This window comes from Tepidibacillus infernus (assembly GCF_048898065.1).
Lineage (GTDB): Bacteria > Bacillota > Bacilli > Tepidibacillales > Tepidibacillaceae > Tepidibacillus_B > Tepidibacillus_B infernus.
This window is the reverse complement of sequence record NZ_JBLWFI010000001.1, coordinates 1,914,200-1,929,790: the sequence shown is the minus strand read 5'-3', so window position 1 is coordinate 1,929,790 and position 15,591 is coordinate 1,914,200. Positions and strand designations below refer to the sequence as shown.

At 37.4% G+C, this 15,591-nt stretch carries 15 protein-coding genes; all 15 read left to right on the top strand.

Translation table 11 applies throughout. The annotated features are described in order from the left end of the window. Positions 1-104 precede the first annotated feature (104 nt). The 15 genes from uvrB to TEPIDINF_RS09650 all read left to right on the top strand — a co-directional run bounded on the left by uvrB (position 105) and on the right by TEPIDINF_RS09650 (position 15,579). Positions 105-2,087, top strand: coding sequence for an excinuclease ABC subunit UvrB (uvrB, locus tag TEPIDINF_RS09720; protein ID WP_421691868.1), 1,983 nt, complete (start codon positions 105-107; stop codon positions 2,085-2,087). Next, the gene (uvrA, locus tag TEPIDINF_RS09715) at positions 2,087-4,960 is read left to right on the top strand and encodes an excinuclease ABC subunit UvrA (protein WP_421691867.1); all 2,874 of its coding nucleotides are present in this window, start codon (positions 2,087-2,089) and stop codon (positions 4,958-4,960) included. The genes uvrB and uvrA overlap by 1 nt, the downstream gene beginning before the upstream one ends. Before the next feature lie 140 nt (positions 4,961-5,100). Further along, complete coding sequence (locus TEPIDINF_RS09710; RefSeq protein ID WP_068726142.1) at positions 5,101-5,289, top strand: PspC domain-containing protein; 189 nt, start codon at positions 5,101-5,103, stop codon at positions 5,287-5,289. 185 nt (positions 5,290-5,474) lie between these two features. After that, a complete protein-coding gene (locus TEPIDINF_RS09705) occupies positions 5,475-6,371 on the top strand; it encodes a Rossmann-like and DUF2520 domain-containing protein (protein ID WP_068726140.1) in 897 nt (298 codons plus the stop codon). Continuing rightward, a complete protein-coding gene (gene panB / locus TEPIDINF_RS09700; protein WP_068726138.1) occupies positions 6,337-7,179 on the top strand; it encodes a 3-methyl-2-oxobutanoate hydroxymethyltransferase in 843 nt (280 codons plus the stop codon). The genes TEPIDINF_RS09705 and panB overlap by 35 nt, the downstream gene beginning before the upstream one ends. Position 7,180: 1 nt before the next feature. Next, positions 7,181-8,026: a pantoate--beta-alanine ligase gene (gene panC / locus TEPIDINF_RS09695; RefSeq protein WP_068726136.1), complete on the top strand. Its 846-nt coding sequence runs from the start codon at positions 7,181-7,183 to the stop codon at positions 8,024-8,026. A 3-nt stretch (positions 8,027-8,029) separates the two neighbouring features. After that, complete coding sequence (panD, locus tag TEPIDINF_RS09690; protein ID WP_068726134.1) at positions 8,030-8,434, top strand: aspartate 1-decarboxylase; 405 nt, start codon at positions 8,030-8,032, stop codon at positions 8,432-8,434. A gap of 7 nt (positions 8,435-8,441) precedes the next feature. After that, a complete protein-coding gene (locus TEPIDINF_RS09685) occupies positions 8,442-9,254 on the top strand; it encodes a Cof-type HAD-IIB family hydrolase (RefSeq protein WP_068726132.1) in 813 nt (270 codons plus the stop codon). Positions 9,255-9,266: 12 nt separating this feature from the next. Then, positions 9,267-10,241 (top strand): PucR family transcriptional regulator, encoded by a 975-nt coding sequence (locus TEPIDINF_RS09680; RefSeq protein ID WP_421691866.1) that lies wholly within the window; start codon positions 9,267-9,269, stop codon positions 10,239-10,241. A gap of 85 nt (positions 10,242-10,326) precedes the next feature. Next, positions 10,327-11,436 carry an ABC transporter ATP-binding protein gene (locus TEPIDINF_RS09675; RefSeq protein WP_068726128.1) on the top strand — a complete coding sequence of 370 codons (1,110 nt, stop codon included), beginning with the start codon at positions 10,327-10,329 and terminating at the stop codon, positions 11,434-11,436. A 184-nt stretch (positions 11,437-11,620) separates the two neighbouring features. After that, the gene (hprK, locus tag TEPIDINF_RS09670) at positions 11,621-12,550 is read left to right on the top strand and encodes an HPr(Ser) kinase/phosphatase (protein WP_068726126.1); all 930 of its coding nucleotides are present in this window, start codon (positions 11,621-11,623) and stop codon (positions 12,548-12,550) included. A 19-nt stretch (positions 12,551-12,569) separates the two neighbouring features. Then, positions 12,570-13,454, top strand: a complete 885-nt coding sequence (gene lgt, locus TEPIDINF_RS09665) for a prolipoprotein diacylglyceryl transferase (protein WP_068726124.1) — start codon at positions 12,570-12,572, stop codon at positions 13,452-13,454. A 31-nt stretch (positions 13,455-13,485) separates the two neighbouring features. Continuing rightward, positions 13,486-14,442 carry a nucleoside recognition domain-containing protein gene (locus TEPIDINF_RS09660; protein ID WP_068726122.1) on the top strand — a complete coding sequence of 319 codons (957 nt, stop codon included), beginning with the start codon at positions 13,486-13,488 and terminating at the stop codon, positions 14,440-14,442. Then, a complete protein-coding gene (gene ppaX, locus TEPIDINF_RS09655; protein WP_068726120.1) occupies positions 14,439-15,104 on the top strand; it encodes a pyrophosphatase PpaX in 666 nt (221 codons plus the stop codon). The genes TEPIDINF_RS09660 and ppaX overlap by 4 nt, the downstream gene beginning before the upstream one ends. Next, positions 15,091-15,579: an acyltransferase gene (locus tag TEPIDINF_RS09650; RefSeq protein ID WP_068726117.1), complete on the top strand. Its 489-nt coding sequence runs from the start codon at positions 15,091-15,093 to the stop codon at positions 15,577-15,579. Before ppaX ends, TEPIDINF_RS09650 begins: the two co-directional genes overlap by 14 nt. Positions 15,580-15,591: the final 12 nt, after the last annotated feature.

The window sequence follows — 15,591 nt, the reverse complement described above, 5'->3', positions numbered from 1 at the left end:
TAGCTCGTTTTTTTTGACCATTCAAGGAACATTTGTTCTTTTCGTTTTCACTATAGATATGATATAATTTATTTATATGTGTGATTGACAAGGAGATATTGAGGATGGATCAAGTTTTCCAACTACAATCAGAGTATAAACCACAAGGGGATCAACCTAAAGCAATTGAAGCTTTAGTTCAGGGAATAAAAGAAAATAAACAACACCAAGTACTATTAGGGGCAACAGGGACAGGAAAAACATTTACGATGGCCAATGTGATTGCTCAAGTGAATAAACCAACTTTAGTGATTGCTCATAATAAAACGCTTGCTGCTCAATTGGCTAGTGAATTTAAGGAGTTTTTCCCTAATAACGCTGTTGAATATTTTGTAAGTTACTACGATTATTACCAACCAGAAGCCTATGTTCCACAGACGGATACGTATATTGAAAAAGATGCAAGCATCAATGATGAAATCGATAAATTACGCCACTCTGCGACTAGTGCTTTATTTGAACGAAAGGACGTTATTATTGTCGCTAGTGTGTCAAGTATTTATGGATTAGGATCTCCAGAAGAGTATCGAGAGCTTGTTCTTTCATTAAGAGTAGGAATGGAACGAGAGCGAAATGAAGTCTTAAGAAAATTGGTGGATATTCAATATCAGCGAAATGATATTAATTTCACTCGTGGAACCTTCCGAGTTCGTGGCGATGTGATTGAAATCTTTCCGGCTTCTCGTAGTGAACAAGCGGTACGTGTCGAGTTTTTTGGCGATGAGATCGAACGAATTCGGGAAATCGATGTGCTTACAGGTGAAATTATTGGTGACCGAGATCACATCGCGATTTTTCCTGCTTCTCACTTCGTAACAAGAGAAGAAAAAATGAAATTAGCACTTAAAAATATCGAAGAGGAATTAGACGCTAGATTAAAAGAATTAAGAGATCAAGGGAAATTATTGGAAGCCCAGCGTTTAGAACAAAGAACAAGATATGATCTGGAAATGATGGCAGAGGTTGGATTTTGTTCAGGAATTGAGAACTATTCTAGGCATTTAGAAGGAAGGCCTGCTGGTTCTACTCCTAACACCTTGTTAGATTATTTTCCTGATGATTTTTTAATGATGATCGATGAATCCCATGTAACGATTCCCCAAATTCGGGGAATGTACAATGGAGATAGGGCACGTAAACAGGTACTTGTCGATCATGGCTTTCGTTTGCCTTCCGCTTTGGATAACAGGCCTCTATGGTTTGATGAATTTGAAAAGCACATTCACCAAATCGTTTATGTTTCGGCTACACCTGGACCCTATGAATTGGAACATGCCCCAGAAGTAATCGAACAAATTATTCGTCCAACTGGGTTACTAGACCCTGTCATTGATGTTCGCCCAATTAAAGGACAAATTGATGATTTAATTGGTGAAATCAATTTACGAATCGAAAAAGAAGAACGAGTCATGGTGACTACCTTAACGAAAAAGATGGCAGAGGATTTAACAGACTATCTAAAGGAAATTGGTATCAAGGTGAAATACCTTCATTCAGATATTAAAACCTTGGAACGAATGCAAATTATACGTGGATTGCGACTAGGAGAGTTTGATGTTCTTGTGGGAATCAACCTTTTAAGAGAAGGTTTAGATATACCAGAAGTTTCATTGGTTGCAATTCTTGATGCAGATAAAGAAGGGTTTTTACGTTCTGAAACTTCTTTAATTCAGACGATTGGCCGGGCAGCGAGAAACGCTAATGGCATGGTGATTATGTATGCGGATAAAATCACCGATTCAATGAGAAGAGCGATAGAAGAAACGGAACGACGCCGTAACATTCAGATCGCTTATAATAAAGAACATCACATTGTTCCTATGACCATTCGTAAGAAAGTGAGCGATGTGATCGAAGCAGTGAAGGTTGCTGAGCAAAAGGCTGATTATGGTCAAGGAAAACAGAGAAAAATGAGTAAGAAGGAAAGAGTTCAAATGATTGAGCGTTTAGAAAAAGAAATGAAAGCTGCTGCTAAAGAACTCCATTTTGAAAAAGCAGCAGAATTACGTGATCTCATCATGGAATTGAAAGTGGAAGGGGATCTATAATGCCACAAGAAAAGATTGAAATAAAAGGAGCAAGGGTTCACAACCTAAAAAATATTGATGTATCGATTCCCCGTGACAAATTTGTCGTATTGACTGGGTTAAGTGGTTCAGGGAAATCCTCTTTAGCCTTTGATACGATTTATGCTGAAGGGCAACGCCGTTATGTGGAATCTTTATCAGCTTATGCTAGACAGTTTTTAGGTCAAATGGATAAACCGGATGTGGATTCTATTGATGGATTGTCCCCCGCTATTTCCATTGATCAAAAAACCACTAGCAAAAATCCTCGTTCTACTGTTGGAACGGTTACGGAAATTTACGATTATTTACGTCTATTATTTGCACGAATCGGAAAACCACATTGTCCTGTTCATGGAACAGAAATCAGTGCACAGACCATTGAACAAATGGTAGACCGGTTGTTGAGTTATCCAGAGCGGACGAAAATGCAGATTCTTGCTCCAGTCATAGAGGGGAGAAAAGGGGAGCATAGCAAGGTTTTAGAAGATATCAAAAAGCAGGGATTTGTTCGTGTCCGTGTCGATGGAGAAGTTTTAGATGTCAGTGAAGAAATCAAGCTTGAGAAGAATAAGAAACATACAATTGAAGTGGTTGTTGACCGCATTATCTTAAAGCCTGATATTCAAACAAGGTTAGCCGATTCATTAGAAACAGCATTACAGATGGCTGATGGCAAAGTGATTGTGGAAATCATTGGCGAGGAAGAGCTTTTATTTAGTCAAAAATTGGCTTGTCCAATCTGTGGATTTAGTATGGATGAGTTATCACCAAGGATGTTCTCCTTTAATAGTCCATATGGTGCCTGTCCTACATGTGACGGGTTAGGAAGCAAGATGGAAGTAGACCCGGATTTAGTGATTCCTGATCCTAAGAAAACATTAGTTGAAGGAGCGATCGAACCATGGGCAGGAATTAGCTCTACCTATTATCCACAGTTGCTAGAATCGATTTGTAACCACTTAGGTATTGATATGAACACTCCTGTAGATCAATTAAGTGCAGAACAATTACATTTAATTTTACATGGAAGTAAAGGAGAAAAAATCCATTTCCGTTATGAAAATGAATTTGGTCAAGTGAGAGAAGCAGATGTTCCATTTGAAGGGGTTATTCCTAATTTGGAACGAAGGTATAAAGAGACGGTTTCTGACTATACAAGAGACCATATCGAACAGTTTATGAGTCATAAGCCTTGTCCAACCTGTAAAGGGGCTCGATTAAAGAAAGAAATTTTATCAGTACAAGTTGGCGGTCAAAATATAGCCTATGTTACAGATCTTTCGATCAAGAATGCATTAAGCTTTTTTGAGAATTTAATTTTAACAGAAAAAGAACAAACGATTGCTTATCTTATTTTGAAAGAAATTAAATCACGGCTTGGATTTTTAGTGAATGTAGGCTTAGACTATTTAACTTTAAGCCGTGCTGCTGGAACGCTTTCTGGAGGTGAAGCTCAGCGGATTCGTCTTGCAACCCAAATCGGTTCTAGTTTAATGGGAGTGCTCTATATCTTAGATGAACCAAGTATTGGTCTACATCAAAGGGATAATGACCGACTGATTAGAACTTTAGAACATATGCGGGACTTAGGGAATACGCTTATCGTGGTAGAACATGATGAAGATACCATGTTAGCTGCTGATTACATTATTGATATTGGGCCAGGGGCAGGAATTCACGGAGGACAAGTCATCGCGAAGGGAACGCCAAAAGAGATCATGGCAGATAAGAATTCTCTAACTGGTCAATATTTAAGTGGAAGGAAATTTATTTCTGTTCCTGTTGAACGTCGTAAACCAAATGGAAAATGGTTAGAAATAAAGGGAGCAAAGGAAAATAATTTAAAGAATATTAATGTAAAAATTCCACTGGGGGTCTTTACAAGTGTAACTGGTGTATCTGGTTCTGGTAAAAGTACGATGGTTAATGAAATTCTATATAAAACATTAGCCAAAGAATTAAATGGTGCAAAACAAAAGCCAGGACAATATAAAGAATTACGGGGAATCGAGTATTTAGATAAGGTAATCGATATTGACCAATCACCAATTGGGCGTACTCCCAGGTCAAACCCTGCTACGTACACAGGTGTGTTTGATGATATTCGTGATGTTTTTGCAAATACCCAAGAAGCAAAGGTGCGCGGGTATAAAAAAGGCCGCTTCAGTTTTAATGTTAAAGGTGGCCGTTGCGAGGCTTGCCGTGGGGATGGAATCATTAAGATTGAAATGCATTTTCTCCCTGATGTCTATGTTCCTTGTGAGGTATGTAAGGGTAAACGCTACAATCGGGAGACGTTAGAAGTGAAGTATAAGGGAAAAACGATTTCCGATGTACTCGATATGACGGTGGAAGATGCGCTAGAGTTCTTTAAAAACATTCCACGTATCCAGCGAAAATTACAAACTTTGTTTGATGTTGGCTTGGGATATATTAAATTAGGACAACCTGCCACTACTTTATCTGGAGGAGAAGCCCAGCGGGTGAAACTAGCTTCTGAACTTTATCGTCGTAGTAATGGTCGTACCTTATATATTCTTGACGAACCAACGACTGGACTTCATGTAGATGATATTGCTAGACTATTACAGGTGTTGCAAAGACTTGTAGATAATGGTGATTCTGTACTTGTGATTGAACATAATCTAGATGTCATCAAGACCTCTGATTACATCATCGATTTAGGACCTGAAGGTGGTGATGGGGGAGGGATCATCATTGCTCAAGGTACCCCTGAAAAAATCATAGAGGTAGAAGAATCTTATACAGGAAAATATTTAAAACCAATCCTAGAAAGAGATAGAAGACGGGCAGAAGAAAGAATTCGGGAGTACGCACAAGCTACTTCCTAAAAACGAGTGATCACTGTGATTGAAACAGGTCAATTTGGCTCGATTGTCGATGTCAGAGATGAAGAAAAACATGAAAAGGTTGAAATTATTTTCGAGTAGAAACGTATGAATAGATAAAGGTGGGAAAGGGTGATTGTAATATGAAAAAATTAAGAAGATCAAGAAATAATAAGATGATTGCTGGGGTACTAGGAGGACTTGCAGATTATTTTGATGTGGATGTGACGGTTGTTCGATTATTATATGTGTTGATATCTGTACTCTCTGCAGCCTTCCCAGGGATTATCGTTTATATCATAGCGATGTTCATTATGCCTCAAGAAGATTAGTGAGGGATTGCTGTGAGTTGGATTATTAAGGTGATTTTAAATGGTTTGGCACAAGATAAGAAATAACCACCAATCAGGTGGTTATTTCTTTAATACTAAAGAGAGCTTTCATTTCATTACAAGATAAAAGAGTATGTATATTCTCCTGTTTTAAATTTTATTAAAGTTAGGAAGGGGGTCATGAATTGAAGATTGGATTTATTGGAGCAGGAAAAGTGGGTACGTCATTAGGTGAATATTGGTATCGTAAGGGGTTTCAAGTGGTAGGATATTATACTCGTACCTATCAACATGCAGTAAAGGCTGCGAGCAAAAGCAAAAGTATGGCTTATCAAGAATTGGAAGCGTTGGTAAAAGACTCAGATCTAATAGCTATTTCAGTGAACGATGATCAAATTGCAAGCATATCTGAAAAACTGGCTAGTTTACCGATTGTATGGGAAAATAAGATAGTATTTCATTTGAGTGGCTTACATACTTCTAATTTGCTATCTTCTTTATGGGATCATGGGGCTACGGTTTGTTCATTACATCCTATGCTTTCTTTTAGTGATCCAGAAAAAGCTGTTATTGATCTTCAATCTGTTTTATTTACAATAGAAGGAAGAGGGAAAAAGTTAGGGGAATTAAAATCTCTTTTAGATCAATGTGGAAATTCATGGATGGAGATTCGTACAGATGTAAAGGCCTTATATCATACTGCAGCAACCATTCTATCAAATTATTTAGTCACATTAGTAGATATAGGTGTCCAAATGCTGACTACTGCTGGTTTTAAACAAAATCAAACAAAAGACTTAATTGAGCCCCTTGTGAAAAAAACGATCGATCGAGTGATCGATTTAGGGACGGAAAAGGCTTTAACTGGCCCAATTTCTAGGGGTGACATGTGTACACTAGAAAAGCATTTGGAAGTACTTGGGGAAGTAGACCAAACCTGGCTTGATCTTTACCAACAAATGGGTTTTTTAACGATAGACCTGGCAAAACGGGGAGGGCGGATTACATCTGATTCGGCTGAAAAAATGAAGGAGGTGCTAATATCTAATGAAAAAAAGAAACACAATAGCAACTTTTCGTAAAATGAAGCAAGAAGGACAGAAGATCACGATGTTGACAGCTTATGATTATCCCACAGCTAAATTATTAGATCAGAGTGGAATCGATGGAATACTTGTAGGCGATTCATTAGGAATGGTTGTATTAGGTTATGAAAATACAACACAAGTGACGATGGAGGATATGATTCATCATATAAAAGCCGTCAGCCGAGCAGTAGATCAAGCGCTTGTGATCGGAGATATGCCATTTTTATCCTATCACATGGGGATCAAAGAAAGCGTCAAAAATGCGGGCCGGATTATTCAAGAAGGCCATGCTCAAGCAGTAAAATTAGAAGGTGGTATAGAAATCATAGAAGAGATCAAAGCGATTATAAGAGCGGGTATTCCTGTCATGGGCCATTTAGGCTTTACTCCGCAGTCTATTCACCAAATGGGTGGATATTATGTACAAGGAAAAACTGAAAATGAAGCTAGGAAATTGCTTGAAGATGCTAAAGCTCTTGAAGATGCAGGGGTTTTTTCCCTCGTATTGGAGATGGTGCCTGCTGAATTAGCAACGATGATTTCTTCACAGCTTTCGATTCCAGTCATAGGGATAGGGGCTGGTGTTGGCTGTGATGGGCAGGTATTAGTCACTCATGATCTTTTAGGATTTTATCATGGGAATATACCCAAATTTGTAAAACAATATGCAGAAATTGGTCAAACGATCAAAGATTCTGTTTCTCAATATATAAAAGAGGTAAAACAAGGAACTTTTCCAAGGGAAGAACATTGCTTTCATTCGGAACGAATCTCAATATCTCAATTGTATGGGGGAAAATAATATGGAGATTTATAAAAACATTCAAGAAATGAAATCATATTTGAAAGAAATGCGGAAAGAAGGGAAGAAAATAGGCTTTGTTCCTACCATGGGATATTTGCATGAGGGTCATCTTTCCTTGATCCGAAGAGCAGCTGTTGAGAATGATTTGGTCGTGGTGAGTATATTCGTTAATCCTCGTCAGTTTGGCCCAGGTGAAGATTTTGAACGTTATCCAAGGAATATAGAACAGGATATACGTTTGTCTCAGGAAGCAGGCGCAAATGTACTTTTTATACCTGGAATCAATGAAATGTATCCAGAAGGATTTAATACCTATGTAGAAGTAAAACAATTGACGGAAACATTATGTGGAAAATCAAGACCGGGTCATTTTTTGGGCGTGACTACAGTCGTTAATAAATTATTTCATATTGTAAATCCTGACCGTGCTTATTTTGGACAAAAAGATGCTCAACAGGTGATTGTCATTCAGAGAATGGTGAAGGATCTAAATATGGATGTAGAGGTAGTGGTTTGTCCGATTGTACGAGAAGCAGATGGATTGGCAATGAGTTCACGCAATGTTTATCTTAATTCCGAAGAAAGAGGACAAGCCATTGTTCTTTTCCATGCTTTAAATATGGCGAAGGAAAGGATTGAACAAGGTGAGCGGGATGCGATGAGGTTAAAAAAGCAAATTGAAATGATGATCCAACAACAACCATTAGCCAATATTGATTATGTCTCTATTGTTGATGGCGAAAACCTTGAGGAAGTAAAGGAGATCAATCATAAGGTATTGATTGCACTTGCCGTTAAATTTGGAACAACTAGGTTAATAGACAATATGATTGTGGAGGTATAGAAAATGCTTAGAGAAATGATGACTGGAAAAATCCATAGAGCCATTGTAACTGAAGCGAATCTCAATTATGTGGGAAGTATAACGATTGACCAAGACTTATTGGAGGCAGCAGATATTTTACCTGGTCAAAAAGTACAAATTGTGAATAATAATAATGGGGCTCGTTTTGAAACTTACGTGATTACTGGTGAGAAGGGAAGCGGGACCATCTGTTTAAATGGAGCTGCAGCACGTTTGGTACAACCAGGAGATGTAGTGATTATTATAGCTTATGGTTGGTTAGATGATCAAGAAGCTAAAGATCATCAACCTAAAGTCGTCTTTGTTGATCAGCAGAATAAAATCATCAAATTAGGAACGGAAAAAGAAAAATTAGAAATATACGACGATAAAAGGATAGAAAGGTAGGAGATAGATGAAATACAAACTAGTAGCGATCGATCTAGATGATACGTTATTAAGAGATGATCTAAAAATTTCTCCACAGACGATAGAAGCCATACAAGAAGCTGTTAAAAAAGGAGTGACTGTGACACTAGCAACAGGCCGAATGTTTCAGTCTGCAGCTCAATATGCGAAAGAAATTCAGCTCGATGTACCCATTATTACCTATCAAGGTGCACTCATTAAAAATGTCCTTAGTGGAGAAGTGTTGTATGAAAGACTATTACCATATGACTTAACGATTCAAGTGATTCAAGAACTTAGACAACAAAACAAACATATTCAAATCTATTTACACGATGAACTTATTGTTGAAAGTCATAATAAATATGTGGAGAAATATAGTAAGGCTTCAAATGTTCCTTTTAAAAAAGTAGATGATTTGATTGAAACGATGGATAAACTTCAAACTAAGCCTTTAAAAATCATTACCATTGATGAACCAGAAGTGATCAAGGGAATGGAAAAGGAGTGGCAGACAAAGTATGGGGATTTGGCCCATGTTACCATATCGAAACCAGATTTCTTAGAGATTTCTCATCGAGAGGCATCGAAAGGACAAGCTATTCAATACTTAGCCCAAAGCAAAGGGATCACTATGGACCAAGTAATTGCGATTGGGGATAGTTATAATGATCGGGATATGATTGAAGTGGCTGGGTTAGGAGTAGCTATGGGAAATGGACATCCAGATATAAAGGCATTGGCCGATTATGTGACAAAGACGAATAATGACCATGGGGTATGGGAAGTGTTGCAGAAGTTTGTTTTGAATGAGGAGTAGGGGTGAGTAAGAATGGAAATAGAGATTTACTCTGTTTCAGCAACAACCGAAAAGGAAAAAGATCAAAAGAATAATCATGATATATTTTTGTTTGAAAAGGATCATATCCGTACTTATTTACGCCTACCACGAGAAAAGCAAGACTTTACAAAGAAAGAAATTGTAGAAATGATAGCTTATTTAAAAGAAAATCTCCTAAATGAGGATCCCGAGCAAACTCGTTTGCAAGAATGGCTAAAGGAACAATGGATGGATAAGAGTTACACCAATACACGACCTACAATGATTCAAATTCCCGCATGGGTAAATAAAGTTAAGAATTGGAATCAAGGGTGGATTCCGATTCTTTTTATCAAACAGCGCCATAGTGAATGGGATCATTCTTTGATTGAATTGCTTCATTCGTATTTAGAATTCGATTTCTTTGAAGTAACCATCTCTGAAACCATGTTAATGATCGTGATCTCAAATCTTGAATTAAAAATACCCTATCACCAATCTATTGAATTAGAAGAGTTTGCTTATGGTTTACAAGCAATGATTCAAAATGAATGGGAAGAAGAAATAAAAATAGGATTACACTATCCTATTGATCAGATAGAAGATTTAATAAAAGAGGGAAGACAGCTACTACTTGATGAAAAATGGGTGATGAGACTGTGGCAGCAGGTTGATCTCTTATTACCTTGGACTCATCAGCTTGAACGACTTATTTTTTCAATCCCTGAAGATGGTTTAAAACTTTTTAAACCATTACAGTGGCCAAATGATCCGGAGTTAAATAAGACTTTAGAGGTATTTTTTGAAGAAAATTTAAATATGAGTGAGACTGCCAGAAGGTTGTATATCCATCGTAATACACTACAATATCGTTTGGAAAAGATTAAGCAAGCAACAAATCTTGATGTAAAAAAATTTGAGGATGCGGTAATTGCTAAAATCATAATGATGTTAAACAAAGATGATGGACAAAATACACAGAATTGATGCGAAAAAATTGTAAGATTTGCGCATAGATAACGCTTACAAAGATAGGCTAGAATGAAAGTAATACAGAATGGAGGGGAATTTTATGGCAAAGGTAACATTAAATCATATTTACAAACGTTATGGTGATGTAGAAGTTGTAAAAGATTTTAATTTGGAAATTCAAGATAAAGAATTTTTAGTGCTTGTTGGTCCATCTGGTTGTGGTAAATCAACAACATTACGGATGATTGCTGGATTAGAGGAAATCTCTGAGGGTGAGCTTTATATTGGCGATGAACTAGTCAATAATAAAGCGCCTAAAGATCGAGATATTGCGATGGTATTCCAAAGCTATGCATTATATCCTCATATGTCTGTTTATGATAATATGGCGTTTGGTTTGAAACTTAGAAAATTTAGCAAAGATGAGATCAAGAAAAGAGTTCATGAAGCTGCTAAAATTCTTGATATCGAACATTTATTAGATCGTAAACCTAAAGCGCTTTCTGGTGGACAAAGACAGCGTGTTGCCTTAGGAAGAGCGATTGTTCGTGAACCAAAAGTATTTTTGATGGATGAACCACTTTCTAACTTAGATGCTAAATTGCGTGTACAAATGAGGACAGAAATTAGTAAACTACACAAGCGTCTTGAAACAACCGTTGTTTATGTTACACACGATCAAACAGAAGCGATGACCATGGGTGATCGGATTGTGGTTATGAAAGATGGTATTGTTCAACAAGTAGATACACCAAATGAAATCTATAATCATCCAAAAAATATCTTTGTTGCTGGATTTATAGGTTCACCAGCGATGAACTTCATTCCTGGTAAATTAGAAGGAAAAGAAGATATGCTTTTCTTTAGAACAGAAGGCATTACTTTACAAATTCCTGAAGGAAAAGCTAAAATTCTTCGCGATAAAGGTTATGCAGGTAAAGAAATTATCCTTGGGATTCGCCCAGAAGATATCCATGACGAACCTATCTTCTTAGAATCCTCACCACAAAGTCAATTCACAGCAACGATCGATGTAGCAGAAAACATGGGTTCGGAAATGTACCTATATCTATCTGGAATTGGTAAAGATTCTGTGACAGCAAGAATTAATGCCCGCACTCAATTAAGGGCAGGAAGCCAAGTTAAATTGGCATTAGATATGAACAAAATTCATATCTTTGATAAAGATAGTGAAGATGCGATTTTCTAATTTTACAATTGAATCAAAAATCATTTATAATAAGATTATGATTTTTTAAAAGCGACTGATTATCATCAGTCGCTATTATTATAACGGGACCAAGCAAAAGTAATCGGAATAAGCTTCGAAGGAAGTCGTTACTTTTGTGGGTTATCTTAAGGACTCATTGGATACAATGTTGTGGAGTGATAAAATGGACAAAAAATTAAAAGTAAAAGATTTATTAGAGGATTTTTCCTTAGAATTATTATGTAAGGATACGGATCTAGACCGATTGGTTACTGTAAGCGATCTTAGTCGACCAGGAATAGAATTGTCAGGTTTTTTTACATATTACCCTTCTGAAAGGGTACAAATTTTGGGAAAAACAGAGATCACCTTTGTTAATGGACTTCCTTCCGATGTGAGAAGGGAGCGGATGGAACAATTATGTCAAGATGATACACCCTGCATCATCATTGCTCGTGATATGCCAGCACCAGATGAATTATTGGAGGTAGCCTGCGATAGGAAAATTCCGATTCTAAAAACGCCATTAAATACCACTCGTTTTATCAGTAAATTAACGAATTATTTGGAGGCCCAACTAGCCCCTACCCGGACGATTCATGGTGTATTGATTGATGTCTATGGTGTAGGAATTTTGATTACTGGTGGCAGTGGAATTGGTAAAAGCGAAACAGCTTTGGAATTAGTAAAACGTGGCCATCGCTTAGTTGCGGATGACGCAGTAGTGATTAGACAAACAGCTGAAAATGAATTGATCGGAACAGCACCGGAGTTAATTCGCCACTTATTAGAAATTAGAGGACTAGGGATCATCAATGTAATGACGTTATTTGGTGCAGGAGCGGTAAGAATTCATAAAAAGATTACTTTAGTGATTAACTTGGAGATGTGGGATAAGGATAAGAGTTACGAGCGGTTAGGATTAGATGAAGAAAAGATGAAGATTATGGATACAGAGATTCCTTTAATTACAATCCCAGTTCGTCCTGGCCGAAACCTAGCTGTTATCGTTGAAGTTGCTGCGATGAATTACCGTTTAAAGTTAATGGGGTATCATGCAGCTAAAGAGTTTACTGCTCGATTAACGGAGGCCATGGAAGAAGAAATCGACTAACGAATATGGAGGGGTATGAATGTTCACATTAGCTATTGATCCAATTGCTTTTCAACTTGGGCCATTAAAAGTTCACTGGTATGGAATTATTTTAGGTTCAGCTGCCATATTTGGTTTGCTACTCGCTCTTTGGGAATCTAAGCGAATTGGTTTTAATGCAGACCTGTTAATGGATTTACTTATCTATGCGGTGCCTGCAGCAATCATTGGAGCAAGGGCTTATTATGTACTTTTTCAATGGGACTATTATTCTGAGCACCCTGAGGATATTATTGCGATCTGGAAAGGTGGGCTTGCGATACACGGGGCTTTGATCGGATCGATTTTAACAGGGTATATCTTTGCTAGAGTAAAAAATATCTCTTTTTTAAAGTTGGCTGATTTGGTGGCACCAAGTATCTTATTAGGGCAAGCGATAGGTCGCTGGGGCAACTTTATGAATCAAGAAGCACACGGTGGACCTGTGAGTTTAGAATTTTTGCAGAATCTTCATTTACCGCAATTTATCATTGACCAAATGAATATTGGTGGTGTATATTATCATCCTACGTTTTTATATGAATCGATTTGGAATATCATCGGTGTGATTCTATTGGTTTGGTATAGAAAGAAAAATCCGATTCAAGGAATGGTTTTTTTAAGCTATTTTATTTGGTATTCGATTGGTCGTTTTTTTATCGAGGGGTTAAGAACAGACAGTCTAGCTTTTGACGGGCCAACATGGTTAGCTTCTTTAATGAAAATTCTCTGGTCCCCTATGGCGATCTATTTTGAACCAGGTGAAATGGCTTATGGAAATGTTCGTATTGCTCAATTGATTGGTGTCGTATTAATACTTCTAGCTTTAGTTGCTATGTGGATTCGAAAATATAAAACAGTTCGGCCAGCACGATATGAAGATTAAACAAGGGTAAGGAGCAACGGGGGAGTGTAAGATGATTACGAAAGAAACTTGGAGCAAAGGACTAAAGTCGGGTGTTCATACCACTTGGGTTTTAGGAAAAGTCGTTTTTCCAATCACGATGATTGTTTCAATTTTAAATTATACCCCAGTGATTCATTGGGTCACTTCTTTTTTTACACCGTTAATGAAATGGATAGGATTACCTGGTGAAGCTGCAATCCCACTTGCATTAGGCTATTTATTAAATCTTTATGCGGCAATAGGAGCCATTTTGTCTTTAGATTTAACAGTAAAAAACGTTTTTATCTTAGCGATCATGTTAAGTTTTGCTCATAATTTGTTGGTTGAAACCGTTGTGGCTAAAAAAATTGGTGTTAAGGCGATCGTTCCAATTTCCTTACGTATTGGATTATCATTTGCTGCTGGAATTCTTGTTTACCTTTTCTGGCGTGGAGGAGATAATTCGGCCCATTATGGAATGGTTGCGGCCGTTCAAGAACAACCTGAAACTTGGATTGGTATCGGCTTATTAGCCTTTAAAAAAGCGTTACTTGGCATTTGGCAAATTGCGTTAATCGTATTTCCCCTCATGTTAGGCATTCAACTATTAAAGGATTTACATGCAATTCAATATATTTCCAAATGGTTAGAACCCTTAACAAGGGTTTTAGGACTTTCTTCCGGGAAGACATCTGTTCCATTATTGGCAGGATTGATTTTTGGATTAGCTTATGGTGCTGGAGTCATCATTGAGAGTTCGAAAGAAGAAAATTTCTCAAAACGGGATTTATATCTTTTGTCTATTTTTCTAGTTGCTAGTCATGCGGTGATTGAGGATACGTTGATTTTTATTCCTTTAGGTATCAATGTGATTCCTTTGTTGCTCATTCGTGTGGCCGTTGCCTTTGTGATTACCATGCTTACAGCTAAAGTATGGCAAAGGCTGATTACTCATACTGAACTTGTGGTGAAGGGAGAAGCAAAGTGAAATATAAGACTTTACTATTTGATTTAGATGGAACGATTATTAATACGAATGAGTTGATCATCAACTCCTTTTTATATACATTGGAACAATTTTATCCTGGAAAATATACTCGTGAAGTGATCATTCCCCATATGGGTCGCCCCTTATATGAACAAATGTTACAGTTTGGGGAGGAAAAAACGGCTCAACAAATGGTTGAGATTTATCGTGAACATAATGTAAGAACCCATGATGAGATGGTAATGGAATTTCCACATGTGAAGGAAGTACTAGCGCTTCTAAAACAAGAAGGAGCAACATTAGGAATAGTTACGACGAAGATGAAAAATACCGTCATGATGGGTTTAAAATTATTTGGCTTAGATGTGCTGATGGATACCATCGTAACATACGAAGATACAGAACTACACAAGCCTGCACCAGAGCCTGTGCTTCTTGCAATGGAAAGGCTAGGCGCAGATCCTAAAACCACATTGATGGTAGGGGATTCCCAATATGATCTTCAAGCAGCTCAAAATGCAGGCATTACGTCTGTTGGTGTAGCATGGAGTATCAAAGGCCCAGAATTTTTGCAGCAATTTCATCCAGATTTTATGCTATACGACTTTCGCGATTTAATCGATATTGTGAAGGGAACGAAGAAAGTAGATGAGGAAAACTAAGAGATATCCTGTAGAAGGTAGCAATTCTTTATGGCAAGTATATCAAACCGTTTCCTTTTGGAAGGTCATGAAGAGTTTTATCGTGATTACGATTGCTCGGTTTACTCCGTGGTTACCTGTAAAAAATTGGCTTTATCGCACTTTTCTGCAGATGGAAATTGGCGAGAAAACGTCAATTGCTTTAATGGTGATGATGGATACCATGTTCCCTGAGAAAATTCACATTGGTGATAATACGATTATTGGTTACAATACGACAATCTTAGCCCATGAATATTTAATTGAAGAATATCGATTGGGAGATGTATATATTGGTTCAAATGTGATGATTGGTGCCAATTCCTTGATTTTACCTGGCGTAACGATTGGTGATTATGCTGTTGTTGCTGCTGGCGCCGTCGTGACGAAAGACGTTCCTCCCAATGCGTTTGTTGCAGGAAATCCTGCAAGAATCATTAGAATGTTAAATAAATAGTCTGTGATTTCA